Source organism: Rhodobium orientis (assembly GCF_003258835.1).
Classification (GTDB): domain Bacteria; phylum Pseudomonadota; class Alphaproteobacteria; order Rhizobiales; family Rhodobiaceae; genus Rhodobium; species Rhodobium orientis.
On the sequence record NZ_NPEV01000006.1, the window covers coordinates 111248 to 125539 of the forward strand.

The 14292-nt window shown below is 63.6% G+C and carries 24 protein-coding genes and 1 pseudogene; 21 read left to right on the plus strand and 4 right to left on the minus strand.

Features of this window, described 5'->3' with window-relative positions; all coding sequences use genetic code 11:
- Window positions 1-18: 18 nt before the first annotated feature.
- Window positions 19-354: a septal ring lytic transglycosylase RlpA family protein gene (locus tag CH339_RS04830; protein WP_111433153.1), complete on the minus strand. Its 336-nt coding sequence runs from the start codon at window positions 352-354 to the stop codon at window positions 19-21.
- Between the two features lie 311 nt (window positions 355-665).
- Window positions 666-1328, minus strand: a complete 663-nt coding sequence (locus CH339_RS04835; RefSeq protein ID WP_111433154.1) for an XRE family transcriptional regulator — start codon at window positions 1326-1328, stop codon at window positions 666-668.
- Between the two features lie 242 nt (window positions 1329-1570).
- On the opposite strand from CH339_RS04835, the gene CH339_RS04840 reads away from it, so the two are divergent.
- The 12 genes and pseudogenes from CH339_RS04840 (at window position 1571) to CH339_RS04895 (ending at window position 9352) form a co-directional block, all read left to right on the plus strand.
- On the plus strand, window positions 1571-1867 hold the full coding sequence (locus tag CH339_RS04840) for a helix-turn-helix domain-containing protein (protein ID WP_111433155.1): 297 nt from the start codon (window positions 1571-1573) through the stop codon (window positions 1865-1867).
- 224 nt (window positions 1868-2091) lie between these two features.
- Entirely contained in the window at window positions 2092-2922 is an 831-nt protein-coding gene (locus CH339_RS04845) for a ParB N-terminal domain-containing protein (RefSeq protein ID WP_111433156.1), read from the plus strand.
- A 2-nt stretch (window positions 2923-2924) separates the two neighbouring features.
- A complete protein-coding gene (locus CH339_RS04850) occupies window positions 2925-3383 on the plus strand; it encodes a hypothetical protein (protein WP_111433157.1) in 459 nt (152 codons plus the stop codon).
- Window positions 3380-5608 carry a TnsB C-terminal domain-containing protein gene (locus CH339_RS04855; RefSeq protein WP_170138404.1) on the plus strand — a complete coding sequence of 743 codons (2229 nt, stop codon included), beginning with the start codon at window positions 3380-3382 and terminating at the stop codon, window positions 5606-5608. Before CH339_RS04850 ends, CH339_RS04855 begins: the two co-directional genes overlap by 4 nt.
- Window positions 5605-6357 carry an AAA family ATPase gene (locus CH339_RS04860; protein ID WP_170138405.1) on the plus strand — a complete coding sequence of 251 codons (753 nt, stop codon included), beginning with the start codon at window positions 5605-5607 and terminating at the stop codon, window positions 6355-6357. Before CH339_RS04855 ends, CH339_RS04860 begins: the two co-directional genes overlap by 4 nt.
- A gap of 25 nt (window positions 6358-6382) precedes the next feature.
- A complete protein-coding gene (locus CH339_RS04865; protein WP_146610113.1) occupies window positions 6383-6937 on the plus strand; it encodes a helix-turn-helix domain-containing protein in 555 nt (184 codons plus the stop codon).
- Window positions 6934-7350 (plus strand): transcriptional regulator, encoded by a 417-nt coding sequence (locus CH339_RS04870; RefSeq protein WP_244668958.1) that lies wholly within the window; start codon window positions 6934-6936, stop codon window positions 7348-7350. The genes CH339_RS04865 and CH339_RS04870 overlap by 4 nt, the downstream gene beginning before the upstream one ends.
- Window positions 7340-7591, plus strand: a complete 252-nt coding sequence (locus CH339_RS04875) for a hypothetical protein (protein WP_146610114.1) — start codon at window positions 7340-7342, stop codon at window positions 7589-7591. The genes CH339_RS04870 and CH339_RS04875 overlap by 11 nt, the downstream gene beginning before the upstream one ends.
- Window positions 7588-7986: a hypothetical protein gene (locus CH339_RS04880; RefSeq protein ID WP_111433161.1), complete on the plus strand. Its 399-nt coding sequence runs from the start codon at window positions 7588-7590 to the stop codon at window positions 7984-7986. The genes CH339_RS04875 and CH339_RS04880 overlap by 4 nt, the downstream gene beginning before the upstream one ends.
- Window positions 7979-8601: pseudogene (locus CH339_RS04885) on the plus strand (DUF3164 family protein). The gene CH339_RS04880 and the pseudogene CH339_RS04885 overlap by 8 nt, the downstream one beginning before the upstream one ends.
- Window positions 8601-8807, plus strand: coding sequence for a hypothetical protein (locus tag CH339_RS04890; RefSeq protein ID WP_111433162.1), 207 nt, complete (start codon window positions 8601-8603; stop codon window positions 8805-8807). Before CH339_RS04885 ends, CH339_RS04890 begins: the two are co-directional and overlap by 1 nt.
- Window positions 8804-9352 (plus strand): gp16 family protein, encoded by a 549-nt coding sequence (locus CH339_RS04895; protein WP_111433163.1) that lies wholly within the window; start codon window positions 8804-8806, stop codon window positions 9350-9352. The genes CH339_RS04890 and CH339_RS04895 overlap by 4 nt, the downstream gene beginning before the upstream one ends.
- Before the next feature lie 31 nt (window positions 9353-9383).
- On the opposite strand, the gene CH339_RS25085 is transcribed toward CH339_RS04895, so the two are convergent.
- Window positions 9384-10112 (minus strand): DUF4145 domain-containing protein, encoded by a 729-nt coding sequence (locus CH339_RS25085; RefSeq protein ID WP_111433181.1) that lies wholly within the window; start codon window positions 10110-10112, stop codon window positions 9384-9386.
- A gap of 177 nt (window positions 10113-10289) precedes the next feature.
- Here CH339_RS25085 and CH339_RS25090 point away from each other — a divergent pair, with 177 nt between their 5' ends.
- Genes CH339_RS25090 through CH339_RS04915 form a run of 3 tightly spaced genes read left to right on the plus strand, consistent with a single transcriptional unit; the run spans window position 10290 to window position 11543 of the window.
- A complete protein-coding gene (locus CH339_RS25090; protein WP_245408098.1) occupies window positions 10290-10568 on the plus strand; it encodes a thermonuclease family protein in 279 nt (92 codons plus the stop codon).
- Window positions 10559-11293 carry a class I SAM-dependent methyltransferase gene (locus CH339_RS04910; RefSeq protein WP_146610115.1) on the plus strand — a complete coding sequence of 245 codons (735 nt, stop codon included), beginning with the start codon at window positions 10559-10561 and terminating at the stop codon, window positions 11291-11293. Before CH339_RS25090 ends, CH339_RS04910 begins: the two co-directional genes overlap by 10 nt.
- Window positions 11286-11543 (plus strand): hypothetical protein, encoded by a 258-nt coding sequence (locus tag CH339_RS04915; RefSeq protein ID WP_111433165.1) that lies wholly within the window; start codon window positions 11286-11288, stop codon window positions 11541-11543. The genes CH339_RS04910 and CH339_RS04915 overlap by 8 nt, the downstream gene beginning before the upstream one ends.
- 5 nt (window positions 11544-11548) lie before the next feature.
- Here CH339_RS04915 and CH339_RS24935 read toward each other — a convergent pair whose 3' ends face one another.
- Window positions 11549-11803, minus strand: a complete 255-nt coding sequence (locus tag CH339_RS24935; protein ID WP_184443280.1) for a zinc-ribbon domain-containing protein — start codon at window positions 11801-11803, stop codon at window positions 11549-11551.
- Between the two features lie 74 nt (window positions 11804-11877).
- Between CH339_RS24935 and CH339_RS04925 the strand changes: the two genes are divergently transcribed.
- The 6 genes from CH339_RS04925 (at window position 11878) to CH339_RS04945 (ending at window position 14274) form a co-directional block, all read left to right on the plus strand.
- The gene (locus CH339_RS04925) at window positions 11878-12267 is read left to right on the plus strand and encodes a helix-turn-helix domain-containing protein (protein ID WP_111433166.1); all 390 of its coding nucleotides are present in this window, start codon (window positions 11878-11880) and stop codon (window positions 12265-12267) included.
- 104 nt (window positions 12268-12371) lie between these two features.
- Window positions 12372-13226 carry an N-acetylmuramoyl-L-alanine amidase gene (locus CH339_RS04930; protein ID WP_111433167.1) on the plus strand — a complete coding sequence of 285 codons (855 nt, stop codon included), beginning with the start codon at window positions 12372-12374 and terminating at the stop codon, window positions 13224-13226.
- A gap of 57 nt (window positions 13227-13283) precedes the next feature.
- Window positions 13284-13514: a hypothetical protein gene (locus CH339_RS04935; protein WP_111433168.1), complete on the plus strand. Its 231-nt coding sequence runs from the start codon at window positions 13284-13286 to the stop codon at window positions 13512-13514.
- A 3-nt stretch (window positions 13515-13517) separates the two neighbouring features.
- Entirely contained in the window at window positions 13518-13655 is a 138-nt protein-coding gene (locus CH339_RS24585) for a hypothetical protein (RefSeq protein WP_170138407.1), read from the plus strand.
- The gene (locus CH339_RS04940) at window positions 13655-13978 is read left to right on the plus strand and encodes a DUF2730 family protein (RefSeq protein WP_111433169.1); all 324 of its coding nucleotides are present in this window, start codon (window positions 13655-13657) and stop codon (window positions 13976-13978) included. Before CH339_RS24585 ends, CH339_RS04940 begins: the two co-directional genes overlap by 1 nt.
- A complete protein-coding gene (locus CH339_RS04945) occupies window positions 13975-14274 on the plus strand; it encodes a VpaChn25_0724 family phage protein (protein WP_111433170.1) in 300 nt (99 codons plus the stop codon). The genes CH339_RS04940 and CH339_RS04945 overlap by 4 nt, the downstream gene beginning before the upstream one ends.
- Window positions 14275-14292: the final 18 nt, after the last annotated feature.

Sequence of the window (14292 nt, forward strand, 5' to 3'; positions counted from 1 at the left end):
CGGGCAGTCCCGACGGCCTTACGCGCAGCCGTCCGTCTCGCGGCCGACGACGTCGACGTCGACCATCACCGATCCGGCCCGAATGAAGCCGAGCTCTTTTGCCGCCGCCCGTGTCACGTCGATGATCCGGCCGCGCACGAAGGGGCCGCGGTCGTTGATGCAGACGACGACCGAGCGGCCGTTGCGCTTGTTGGTCACCTTCACGCGGGTGCCGAACTTCAGGCGGCGGTGGGCCGCTGTCATGGCGTTCGGGTTCGCCCGTTCGCCGCTCGCGGTGCGCGAGGTCATCGCATACCAGGAGGCCCGGCCCTTCTCGGTCTTGGCGATGGCAGCGGTCCCGCCCGCAGCCACCATGGTAACAATAGAAGCCGCGATGAGGCCTCGCCAAAGCGGGATCAACTGAATCACCGTCACGTCCTTCAAGTTTTGGAAAACGGCGGCGCTTTGACACAAGGTTTGCGGCGATTTTGCGGGCGGTAGGTTGTAACGCGCAAGAACGGATGGCATTAGGGCAGAAACAGCGGGATTAGGCGGAATTATCCGGGATTGAACGGGATTGCCTTGGAAGGACAAGGCGTTAGCGGTTAGCCGGGACCTGACGCCAGCATGACTGCTGTTTCCCGTCGCGCAAGTTCAAATGGCAAATGCGGCCGGCGGGCGCGGCGTCAGATCGAGCGGCCGAACCACATCACACGGCCGGCGATGGTGAGCGACGGCGTCTCAGCGGCGGGAACGTCATCGGGCTCATAGAGCGCCTGGTTGTCCGAAATCAAGCGGACCCCGCCGTCGCGGCGGACATGGATGCGCTTGACCAAAACGAACCCATTGAAGACGACCACATAAATGCCGTTGTCGCGGATGCTGTCGATAGACGTGTCGACGAGCAAGACATCACCGTCACGAATCGTCGGCTCCATGGAATCGCCCTTTGCCGAAAGAGCCCTTGCGGCGTCAGGATTGATGCCGCGACGGCGCAGCCAATCCGCGCGAAAGGCGATCAATCCGACAGAATCCTCCTCGGCGACAACAGCGCCGCCGCCAGCGGAAACGCGGACATTGAGGCGCGGAATCATGCAGAAACCCGACGTCTCTGCTGGAATCTCGGTGGCCGTTCCAGCTAGTGCGTCGCCCGATTTTGATCCTTCTCCCGTTGCCAACCATTGGACGCTGACATTGGCGCTATTGGCGATCGACAGAAGGGTATCGAGCGTAGGGCTGCCGCCACGGACAAGCGCCCTGTAAGCCCCTTCACTGATCCCAAGAGAGCGCGCAAAACTTCGCGCACTTTTTGACCCTTGGAGGCTTGCCAGCCTTTCCGAGAAGGTCATGGCCGCACCAACGCGCAACTTTGACCCGATGTCAGAGTTCGAATGGATCGAAAGAAACGCTCATAATGCGTTGTAATTAAATGATAATCATAAAAATGCGTCACGAAAAACGCATTTCGGAACTCTGACGCGTTTTTTTTAATTGATATTCCGTTTATTTTAACGCACATTTGTCCCACCAAACGTATTTCGGCGATTCGAAAAAACCCGGCCCTGCCCGGCCGGGCTTCGAAGGAGCAGACATGACAGCCAGAGCCCCTGCATGGGACCTGCCGGGAATAAAAGCCGCTCTCGCGCGCCTCGGCTATTCGATGGCCAAGGTAGAGCGCGAATTCGGACTGCCCGAAGGGTCCGTGCGCAACGGCATCCGGGGAAACAATCGCGCAGGGGCCGAAGCAGTTGCCAAGTTGCTCAAGCGTCCCATGACCGAACTCTTCCCCGGTCTTTATGTCCGTCTACCCATGAAGACTACACGGCAGAGCACAGGCGATGCGAGTCAAAAGCCCGCAACCGGCGCTGACAAGGCGCGCGTGGCATGAGGTCGATCTTGTCCGCACCGGCGCGTCACCCGGACATGGCCATCGCGCTCACGCTCATCATCGCAACCCTCATTGTCGGCAGCCATCTCCTATGACCCGGAAGGCAGAAATCCGTCTCCCGGTCTTTTCAATGGTTCCTCCCAAGACTGGTCGGGTGGGCGAAGCGGCGGACCGCACTTCGGACCCAGGCGCCCACCCGGCCTTTTTTCAAGGACTTACAGAACATGAAGCGTGAGCGTATTGCGATTTCGGCGATCGACGCTAGCGGTCGCCTCAGGCCGATCAATCCCGACTGGGTTGAGACCCTCGCCGAGCAAATCGCTACAGGCATAACCCTGCCTGCAATCGAGGTGGTCGAGCGCAAAGAAGGGTACCGCCTGATCGCTGGCGGACACCGCCTTAAGGCACATGAAAAGGCCGGTCTCGATGTCATCGAGGCCGATGTTTGCCCGGCCAACGAGTTCGCCGACGAGGCGGCCGTCCGACTCCGCGAAATCCAAGAGAACATGCTTCGATACGAGCTGACGGCGCTCGACCGGGCGGTCCACCTGGCGACATGGAAGGAGCTTCACGAGAGCGTCGCCGGGCCGGCCAAACGGGGGCGGAAGAAGGCCACAGAGGAATTGCCGCAGAATTCTGCGGCCATTTTCGCCGGGACGTTTTCGAAGGCGGCGGCCAAGGCTTTGAAGGTCTCCGAACGCGCCGTCCAAGCGGCGGTGCAGGTGGCAACCGGCATTGCCCCGGACGTTCGGGAACGGATCGCGTTCCTGAAAATTGCCGACACCATGTCGGAGCTGATCGAGCTCTCCAAACAGGCGCGAGCCCGGCAGGATGCCATTGCTGGGTTGCTCACGTCCGAACCGCCCGCGGCTTCGACCGTTGCCGACGCGATCGCGATCATCGACCGGCGGCCGCCGCCGCGAACCTTGGAACAATGGGAGGCTGCCTCCTCGCGCTTCGGCCGGCTTAGCGATGCCGAGCAGGACCGGTTCTTCGAGGCGAACGCTGCCGCCGTCGATCGCTGGCTCGCGCGCCGCAGGCAAAAGGCCGCCTGACCATGGCGCGACGGCGCGACACCGGCACTCTCGACCTCTTCCGGGACGTCCTTCCAGCTCCCGTCGTGGAGCGGTTCGACGAGGCCGATGTCCACGCCTGGAACATGGCGGGCCGGTTGTCGAAGGCGGTCGCGGCGACTCTCGACGCCGCCGGCATGGGACGCGTCGAAGTCGCCGCTGCGATGTCGGACATCCTGAAGGACAAGGTCACCGAGTCCACGCTCGATGCCTATGCCAGCCAGGCCAAGGAGAAGCACACAATCAGCGCCTTGCGGCTTGCCGCTCTTGTCATGGTGACCGGCGACGCACGCGCCCTAAACACCCTCCTTGTCGAAGCCGGTCTCATCGTCGTTCCAGCGAAATACGAGGCGCTCTTGCGGCGGGAGCGGGCGAAGGAACTGCGCGAGCGGGCCGAGCGCGAGGAAGCCGCGGCCGAGGCCGAATGGAAGGCCAACCGATGACCGCACCGACGAACAAATCGACCAAAGACTGGCTGTCGGCGAAGGAGATCGCCGATCTGAAGCTCAGCAGCTTGGCGAAGACAGTGAGCGGGATAATTCGATACGCCTCGCGCGAAGGCTGGAACGACGATCCGGCGCGTTGCCGGGACCGCAAGGGGCGCGGCGGCGGGCTTGAGTATCATGTCAGCCTTTTGCCGACGTTGGCGCGGCTCGACTACGAAAAGCGCTTCATGGTCGTCGGCGAGGTCGAACCAACGAGATTGCAACCGGACTTACCGACGCCAGAGACCGACCGGGCGCGGCGTTCCCAAGAAGCGCGACTTGCCATTCTCGTTGCCTACGACCGGTTCGGCGGCGGTTTGAACCTGCGGGAAACCGGCCGGACCTCCGTTTTCGTCGATAGCTACAATATGGGCCACCTGAAGGTGGACGACTGGGTGCGTGCTGAAGTGCCAAAGCTGTCGCGCCGGACGCTGGCTCGCTGGCGGGCCGCGCGTGAGAAATGCGTCGGCCTCGGCATCGATCATTCGCAGGCTCGCAAGGGCACCGGCCTTTTGGACGCCGCCAATGATGGCCGCGTGAAGACCTATGTGCTCGGCCTCATCGCCTATCAGCCGCATATCAAAGCTGAGCGGGTTCGCACGCTCGTGCAGGCGGAGTTCGGCGACACGCTCACCGACCACAAGGGCAAGGCACGCCCGGTGCCGCCGGTGCGGACCTTCCAACATACGATTAGGGGCTGGAAGGCGGCCGAGAGCGTGGTGCTGACCCAACTCAGCAATCCCGATTTCTATCGCTCGACGATGGCGCCGGCCGGCGTCGGTGTCCTCCGTCACATTAAGGGGCCGAACGTCCTTTGGATGATCGACGCTTCGCCGCTTGACGCCATGGACACCAGTGGGTCGCGCGCCACCGTCTATGCCTGCATCGACATCGGCACGCGGCGAACTCAGATCGCGATCTCCCGAACCCCGCGCGCCTCCGCGGTGGCGCTGTTGATCCGCAAAGCCATCCTCGCCTGGGGCGTGCCGGAAAAGATCAAGACCGACAACGGCTCCGATTTCGTCGCCGACGATACGAAGCGGCTTTTCGATGCGCTCGGGATCGAGATGGAGCTGTCCGACGCCTACTCGCCGGCTCAGAAAGGCCATGTGGAGCGCGTCATCCGCACATTCCAGCACAATTTCTCCGAACTCCTGCCGGGATATATCGGTCACAGCGTGACCGACCGCAAGCGGCTCGAAGACCGCAAGAACTTCGCTGAGCGCCTCGGCCTGCCGACAGCCGAGCTTTTCGGTGTCACCCTTTCCATGAGTGACATTCAAGGGCTCGCCGATCGCTGGATCGATGCGTTCTACGAGCACCAGCCCCATTCGGCCCTCGGCGGCAAGACGCCTGCCCAAGCGGCAGCGGAAGCCAATGTCGCGGTCCGAACCGTCGACCCGCGCGCACTCGATGTCCTCCTCATGCCGGTGGCCGAAGGCGGTGGAACCCGCACGGTCACCAAACTCGGCGTGCGGGTCGGCGGTTTCTATTACCAGACCATGGCGGCGCTGCCGGGCGACCGGGTGTTTGTGCGGCTCGATCCGAACGATCTCGGCCTCGTCTATCTGTTCGACGCCGATACGCGCGCCTTCATCGAGCCGGCGGTCTGCCCGGAACGGGCCGGCGTCGACCCGGCCAAATTCATGGCAATGGTGAAGCGCAAGCGGGCCGAGCTTCTGGCCGAACGCGGCAAGGACATCCGCGACGAGGTCAAGCGGATCACCTCCGGGCCCGCCCTCATCGAGCTTTATCTCGGCGAGAAGGAAAAGGAACGCGCGGCCGAGGCGGACAACGTCGTGCAACTGCCGACCCGCTCCATCGACTACACGACGCCTGACATCGCCGCAGCCCTCTCCGCCGCTACCGGCGAGCGCCATGAAGCGCCCGCCGAGACGCCGCTTGAGGCGCCCGGCGCACCGGCCGAGGTCGTCGCCTTCAAGCCGAAAGTGCCGGTCGCCAAGCCGGCCGGCAATGGCCGACCCGCCTTCCAGAACGACCAGGAAATGGCGGCATGGCTCCTCGAAAACCCCCAGCAGATGACCGAGCGCGACCGGCTCCACATGGCCGAGCGGCTCGATGCCTGGACATTCCGCGAAATGCTGCCGGCATTCGGCGTTTCGGCCGACGCCCTGGCAGCGCTGATCAAGGACAAGAAAACCCAAGGGACGACAGGACAATGAAAAACACCTTCGTGCGCCTTTCCAACACGACGGCATTCCTGGCCGGCTTCGAAATTCTGGAACGGCGCGGCGCCTCGGAAAACTGCTTCATGGTCGTCGACGGCGCGCCCGGCTACGGCAAGACCTCAACGGCCCAGTGGTTCGCCATCGAGAACGATCTGCCGTTCGTCCGGGCGAAACGGGAATGGCGCCCGATCTGGATGCTCCGGGAACTGCTGGAAACCGTCCAGACGGTGCCGGCCCATTCCTACGCCAAGATCTTCGGCCAGGTGATCGAGGCCCTCGGCAAGCGGGCGGCGATCGCCGCCGCCGAGCGGAGGCCCTTCGCGATCATCGTCGACGAGGCCGACCACGTGGTCGGCTCGGCCGCGCTTATGGAGACGCTACGGGATATCTCCGACATGATCGAAGTGCCGGTTCTCCTGATCGGCATGGGGCGCATCAAGAGCGGCATCAAACGCTTTCCACAGATCGCCAGCCGGGCCGAGGCTCATGTCGAGTTCCGCCCCCTGACATTCGACGACACGCGGCGGCTGGTTGAGGTCCGCGGCGAGGTTGCGGTCGATGAAGGGCTTTTGAAGCTCCTTCACGACAGTGCGGAAGGCTTCGCCCGAGAGGTTTTGACGGGCCTTGCCGCGATCGAGCGCGTCGGCAAGCGGCTCGACCGGGCGGTGACGGTCGACGACATGGACGGCCAAGCTCTCCTGGCGAAGCGTTCGACCGGCCACGCCGTCACGGTGCGAGGCTGAAATGCCCGGCGAAGCCACACGTCAAATGGCCATTGTAGAGACGTTGAAAGGCGGTGACTGCCTGACGACGGCTGCGATGGTCGAGGCGACAGGGATCGAGCGGCGCGCCGTCGCGACGGCCTGCGGCAGACTGGTCACTCGCGGCTGGATAAATCGCCGGGCGGTCGGCTGTTTCGAGCTTTCCGAAAAGGGGCGTGAGGCCGTCGAGGCCGGCGAGACGATCACCAGCGGCCCGGCCGGCCCGCTGACCCAAAAGGTGCCGCGGACGCGGCGCCGGCGGACGATCCGCGACAAGATGTGGAAGACGATCACCACGCTGCAATTGTTCCGGCTCGGCGATCTGGAGACCATGGCTGGGGCGAGCAACACGAACGCCCGCAAGTACGTCCTGGCATTGGAAAAGGCCGGATATCTGATCCGGATGCGCCGCGAGCCGGGCACGGCCCCGACCTCAAACGGCTTCGCACGCTGGCGGCTCATTCACAACACCGGCCCCGAGGCCCCCGTCCATCGGATCGGGCGGCGCGAGGTCTACGACCGGAACACCGACGAAACCCACAAGATCGGAGATCCGTCATGAAGCGTGGTCCGACGAGCGCGGCGGCGCGCAACGGCGCCGAGAAGTCAATGGTCGACAAAGCGCGTGCCGCCCATGGCGACAAGCTCCCCGATTGGATCGAGGAACTCGCTCGGCAAGCCGACGCGGCAGGGCTCAAGGGCGCCGGGGCGCCGATCTCCTACAGCCCGGCGACGGTTTCCCAGGTGATCGGCGGAACCTATCGCGGCGACCTTTCGCGGGTCGAGGAGATGGTCCGGGGCGCGTTCATGAAAGCGAATGTCGACTGCCCGGTCCTCGGTAGGATCGGACGCGACGATTGCCTCAAAAACCAGAAAGCGCGCCTGTCGACGGCGAGCCCGTTGTCGAACCGGCTCTATTGGGCCTGCCGCGCCGGATGCCCGCACGCGCGCAAGGGAGGTCGCCATGCTGAGTGAGAAGCTTCGCGGGCTCCATGAATGGTTCGAACAGGAGCGGCTGAACCCCGGATCGATGGGCGACCGCGGCGCGCTGCAGTTCGGGCGCTGTCTCGCCGCTTGTGTCACCCAGGCCAAGAACCTGGAACGGGCTCGCGTCTCTGAACAGGTGCTGACCGAGGATCACCTGAAAGACCCGGCGATCGCTCAATTCCCGGTCGTCGCGCGGCCCCATCCGAAGCACGGAGGGGATGCGGCATGACCTACACGCGTTTTGAGGAGCTTATCGACGACATCGCCGACCGGGTGCTCAATCACCCGCCTTGCGAGACCGACCGGCCGGCGGTGATCGCCGCCCGGCGGTTTGCGGATCGGCTGATCAACGACAGGACCAGCCGGCGCGATCTCGTCATGGCAGTCGCCGGCTTGATCGCCGCCCTCGGCGACGAAATCGAGCTGCGAGCGATTACCTTCGAGCACTTCGCCGCGACCTTGCACAGGCCTGCGCCTCAAAAGCCGAAGTTCGAACCGCGCAAATGGCGCACCGTCGATTGGATCGCTCCCCAACCCACCAACGTCACCGCCAGCGTGCTCGGCGACCCCGCTCCGGGCCGCTCGGCCCTAGATCAAAAGCAGATGGAGAAACGCGATGTCTGAGACCCCCAACGCCGTCATCGAGGTCGACGGCAAGCCCTACCTGCGCGACGCCAAGGGCATGCTTGTCCCGGAGAACCTGGTCCGGCCGCAGGACAAGCTCGAAGACGAGGTTGTGCGCAAGATCATGGGGTTTGCGGAGGCTCTCTCCGACCAGATCGCGCGGTTTCGCGGTCACACCTTCACCGACCTCGGCGAATTCGATGCGCTGATCGAGCAGGACTATGGCGCCACCAAGGGCGGCCGCAAGGGCAACCGCACCTACCAGACTTTCGACGGCAGCATGAAGGTCCAGGTGCGGGTTGCCGACTTCATCGACTTCGGCCCGCAGCTTCAGACGGCAAAGACGCTGATCGACGAATGCCTCAACGAATGGGCGGCCGAGGCGCGCCCGGAAATCCGCGCCATCGTCACCCGCGCCTTCAACACCGACAAGGAAGGCCAGATCAACCGCTCGGAGATCTTCATGCTGCTGCGCCTTGATATCGAGGACGAGCGCTGGAGGCGATCCGCGATGCGATGAGGGTCACGGGGTCCAAGACCTACATCCGCTTCTATCGGCGCGACAGCCCGGAGGCCTCCTGGGAGGCCGTCACGATCGATCTGGCGGCGGCGTGATGGTCGGCTTCATCCACCGCAGCCAACCGCCGGAGCCGGAGGGCGATCCGCCTCCGGCTCCGAGTAAGCGGGAGCGACTCGAACGCGAGCGCGCCGCGCTTCTCGCCAAGGTCCGTCGCGGCGTGTGCACCGAACGACAGGTGCGCATCCTCCGGCGGATCAACGCGATCACCGAAACCCTTTTGAAGCTGGAAGCGACGCCATGAGCCTTGCGCAAATCCACATCGCCAAGAAAGACCTCGGGCTTGAGGACGACGATTATCGCGCGGTCCTCGAACGGGTCACCGGCAAGACCTCGTCGGCCGTCATGACGCCGGGCGAGCGCGGCCGGGTGCTGGACGAGTTCCGGCGCCTCGGCTGGACGCCGCAGCAGAAGCGCAAGGGGCTCGACGGGCCGTTTGCGAAGAAGGTGCAGGCGCTGTGGATCGCCGGCTGGAATCTCGGCCTGATCCGCGACCGCCGCGACAGCGCTTTGATCGCTTTCGTGAAACGCCAGACCGGCATCGACCACACGCGATGGCTGGTCGACTCCGGCGACGCGGCCAAGGTCATCGAAGCACTAAAAGGATGGCTTGCAAGAGAGGGCGGTGTCGAATGGACCAAACATTCAGATCCGCGTGACGCCGTTTTGTCTGCACAACTCCGCGAACTTGCCGCCTTGAACTTGCGGCCAAGCAACTCACGGCACGGGGAGATCGTGGGGCATATGCATGAATTAGGCGTTTTTCTCCGAAATGTGGGCAAAGGCTGAGCTGAGCAGCACGATGTCAGCAAACCTGAATCTACCGCGATCCAAGCCGATCAGAATGGCGAGCCTCGATTTCTGCCGCTCTTGCAGCTTCAAAATAGACATTTTGAATGAAGAGATCAGCGAAAGCCTTCGCATCTTTCGCGTCGCTTTCGGTCAACAACTCTTCGATGTGGGCACCCTTGTCGCCAAGTACCTTTATGTACTCTGCCGTCCTAATCAAACGTTCATAGACGGGTTGATGATTAACTATCTGTCTGAGGCGCCATTTCAACGAATTATTTGCCCGGAAGCTTTCCCTATCAGCTTCTGGGATCAAATCTATCAATGGCTCTCGCAACGTTGCCAAGTCCACGAGCTTGCGAAACATGACACATGCCGCGTGGACGTAACCGTTTGCAATACACCCAGACGCCTCATTGTAAAAAGGTTCAAGCTCGTTTGGGATCGCACTAGGCGCCGCTTCTGGGGACGTCAATGGAATATGGGAAAGTATTTCGAATCCCCAATCCTTAACATTTCGATCTTGGCGAAGCAGTTCTTCCAATTCTCCTGGAAGGTTTTCTTGGTTGTAACCGTTCTGGAATTTCGCGGCCACCGAATATACGGACCCGTAGCCACAACTTCGGCATTCAGTCAAAAACTCCAAACGCGAAATATAAACTGGGCTGCGAACCCGGATGTTTTGAATTCGGGTGTGTGCGAGAACGTCCAATGTCTGGTTCGCTGCCGCGCAACGCGGGCATTCTCCAACGATAAACATCGCACGACTAACTCCGTCTCAGGGGCTGATGAAAAGGTCGTCAGGCTCGCAGAGAGCCCCACTGGTTGCAAGCTTGTTGTTGCCACTATCGCCCTCCTTTTGACCGCATCGCCCGCTGCAGCCGAGCCCTGGCCGGTCTGCCGCGGCGGACACCGGGCCGAGCGTCACGTCTCTTGCGTGATCGACGGGGACACGATCTGGCTCAAGGGCGAAAAGATCCGCCTCCTCGATGTCGACACGGCAGAGCTTGGAGGCCGGTGCAACGGGCTGGCGGAAAAGGCCCGCGACTATCTCGCCCGCCGCCTCGGCGAGGGCCGCATCACGGTCGAGCGCCACGGTTTCGGCGTCTATGGGCACCCCCTTGCGAGGATTTACGTCGACGGCCGCGACATCGGCCAGGAGCTGCTCGCCCTTGGCCTGGCAAGACCTTACCGGCCGGGAGGGTGGTGCCGGTGATCACCCGCGGCCACACGTCGGTCATGGCCAATCGGCGCGACGAGGAAAGCTCCAAGGGGCTTTTCTGCACGCCGCCCTGGGCGACGCGTGCGCTGATCGAGGAGATCATCAAGCGGTTTTACGGGGACGTTTCCGGGCAGACGGTTTGGGAACCGGCCTGCGGAAAAGGCCACATGTCCGTTCCTCTGGCCGAGCATTTTGCGCGCGTCTTTTCCACCGATCTGGTCGACTACGGTTTCGGTGACGGGGTGCTCGATTTCACGTTTGCCGATGCCGAAGACGCGCCATGGCCGGTCGATTGGGTCATCTTCAATCCGCCGTTTCCGCTTGCCGAAGCCTTTGCTCGGACAGCCCTGACGATCGCCCGCGTCGGCGTCGCGGCGCTGGTGCGGCTCGCCTGGCAGGAGGGCGAGGAACGCTATCGCCTTATCTGGCGCGAGAACACGCCGACCTACTTCTGCCCGTTCGCCGAACGCGTCCCAATCATCGAAGGGGTGTGGGACCCGGAGGCCGGGACGGCTACGGCCTATGCCTGGGCCGTCTGGCGCATCGGGCAGACGCCGGAATTCCCCCCTCTCGTCCACATTTCGCCTGGCCAGGCGCGCCGCCGATCAAAGCTCTCCGACCTCGCGCTGGCAACGCCCGGCGAGGCCAAGCGCCGGCGGCTTGCCCGCGAACAAAAGGCCGAGACCGGACCCGACCTTTTCGGGGGCGGCGATGGCTAAGAGGATCCCGGTCACCGATCACGCGGTCCTGCGCTACCTGGAAAGGGTCTGCGGCATCGACACGGAGGCGATCCGGGCGCGCATCTATCGCAAGGTGACGCCGGCGCTCACCTCAGGCGCCACTGGCGTCACGGTCGAGGGATTTCGCTATCGCTTCAAGGCGGGTGTCGTCGTCACCGTGACCGGCCTGCCGGAGCCGAAAAAGCGTGCCCACAAATGGCCGCAGCGGCCGGAAGGGGGCGAGGCGTGAGCGTCCTACTGGCCGCGGAGCGTTTTGAGAGTTTCAGCGTGTCGCTCGGCGACGGCATCGTTCTCGGCCCATTGATTGCCGAGGCTAACGGTCAAGAGAACGCCGACCATGACGACGAGCGCGGCGCTGACTGCGACCAGCGCCAGGCGGTTGGACCGGGCGCGCTTTGCCGGCAAGTGCACGGGGGCGCCGCATTGCGGACAGGCGCCGGCGCGGTCGCTGACCTGACGGTCGCATTCCGGGCAAGTGATCAGAGCCATAGCATTCCCCTTCTCATCAAGGTGGGCAGTGTCGGCCGAGCGCAACCTCACGTCAATGCGGCGGAGTTGGCGCGATGACCGGTTCGTTCGACGGCCTGCCGGCGCTGCTGGCCGAGTTCGCCGAGGAAATCGGCCTTGAGGGGGCTTTGAAGATCGCCGAGGCGCGCGGCGGCCAGCAGGTCTATTTGCCGTCGAGCGTCTCCGACGATCACTGGCTCAGCGAGCTTGTCGGCCGCCCGGCCGCGGAAAAGCTTTGCCGGCGATATTGCGCGCGCGGCGGCATCAACCTGGTCATCCCGCTTGGTCCCGCCGGCCATCGTTCAAAGGCCCGTCGACGGCTTTTCAAGGCGCTGGCCGAGGGCAAATCGGTGTCGGAGACGGTGCGCGCCTCCGGGGTTCACGAGCGCACCGTCTATCGCGCCAAGGCGCGGTTGAAAGATGACACGCAAGGCGACCTCTTCTAAGGTGCCTCGACCTCCTCGGGTCCCGGCCTGACAGCTGTCAGGCGGGAAACGGGACGACGCCACCGGCACTCTGCGAACGGTTGCAGAGACCCCCGGAGGCTCCCATGGAATTCCAGATCAAAAACCACCGGATCGAGGGCATTCCCTTCCAGGCCGCCCGTTGGACGGGGGGCACGATCACCCCGATCATCATCGTCTGTCACGACACGGCTTCCCGGCTCGATCCGCTCTCGGCCGCACGCTACCTGCAGGACAACACCAGCAAGGTCTCGGTGCAGTTCGTTGTCGAGCGCGACGGCCACGTGACCCAGCTCGTCGCCTGCAACAAGCGGGCGAACCATGCCGGCAAGTCGACCTATCATGGGCGGCAGTACTGCAACGGCTTTTCTATCGGGATCGAAATCGTCAATCCCGGCATCATGCAGGACGCCGGCGGCGGCAAGGCCCGCGCCTGGTACGGCAAGACCTTCGACATCGAGGAATACGGGATTCGCGAGGTCTCGACGCGGGAACACGGCTCCGGCTTCTGGATGCCGTATCCCGAGGCTCAGATCGAGGCGGTCGAGGCGATCCTGGTCGCCTGCGTCAACAAGTATTCGACGATCAAGGACGTGACGACCCATTGGTACGTGTCGCCCGGTCGCAAGGTCGACACGAATCCGCTTTTCCCCCTTGGCCATCTCAAATCCCGGGCCTTCGGTCGCGAAGACCCGGCCGAAGATGAAGCCGACGCCGCGGCGGCCCCGGTCGAGGACGGCGACGCGACGGTCAGCATCAACGTACCCGGCGACACCCTCAACATGCGCCGTTGGCCGTCCTTCAATCCCAATGTCCTCGCCGCCATTCCCCATGGCACGCGGGTACCGCTGATCAAGACCGGAACCTTCAACCGCCGGACTTGGCACAAGGTGGTTTATGGCGGCCAAGAGGGCTGGGTCGTCGCCAGCTACACCGAATAGGACACCCCGCCCGTCACGCTGAAACCGGCGCGCCCTGCGCCGATCAAGGAGCCGTTCATGTTTGAGAACAAGAGCATCTTTGCCTCGCGCACCTTCTGGGGTGCCGCCGTCGCGATTTTGGCGACGGTCGCCAATTTCTTCGGCGTCACCTTTTCGCCGGCCGACCAGGCCGAGGCCATCAATCTCATCGGTCAAGCGCTCGACAAGGTCACCCAGTTGGTTGCCATCGGTGCCAGCGCCTACGCCATCTACGGCCGCGTGGTCGCCAAGAAAAAGATCGGCCGCTAGGCGATGCGGGCGCGCGATGCCGCCCTGTTGGTTGCCGGCGTCTGCCTCATTTTGGCGGGCACCTTCTTCCTGGCGCCGGACGCGCCGAAGCATCTGACGCGGATCGAGAAGGCAGACCGGCTGCCGGTCGCGGGGCGGTGATGCTGGACGAGTTCAAGACCTGGGTCGGGACCATCGGCGGCGGCCTCGGCGCCGTCTCGGTGGTCTACACCTGGCTGACCAGCCGGTCCGCGACCAACGCCGCAGAGCTTCAGAAGCACTCGGAGCTGCTCACCGAGACGACCAGACGGGTCGACGCCATCGAGGGCGAAATGCGCCACCTTCCCGATAAGGACACCGTCCACAAGATGGAGCTGGCGATGGCTGAAATCCGTGGCGAGCTCGGCCAGATGTCGGCCTCCGCCCAGGCCACCCAAAGGACGGTGCAACGCATCGAAGCCCACCTCCTGGATAAAGAAAAATGAGCTACGCCGATCTCGTCGACCAGGACGTCCGTCTGATCATCCTTCGCGCGCTCGCGGATGAAAACGACTACACCCTCAACGAGTCCATTCTCAGCGCGGTCCTTGAGACCTTCGGTCATCGCAAGAGCCGGGCCTATATCCGCGAGCAGCTTCGCTTTCTCGCCGACGACCTGAAAGCCGTCGCGGTCTCCGCCGCCGGGACCGTGCAGATCGCCCGGATCACAGATACTGGCCTCGACCACGTCGCCGGCCGGATCCGGCTGGAAGGCGTCAAGCGGCCGTCGCCGGGGCTTTGACCGTGGCGGGCCGCGCCG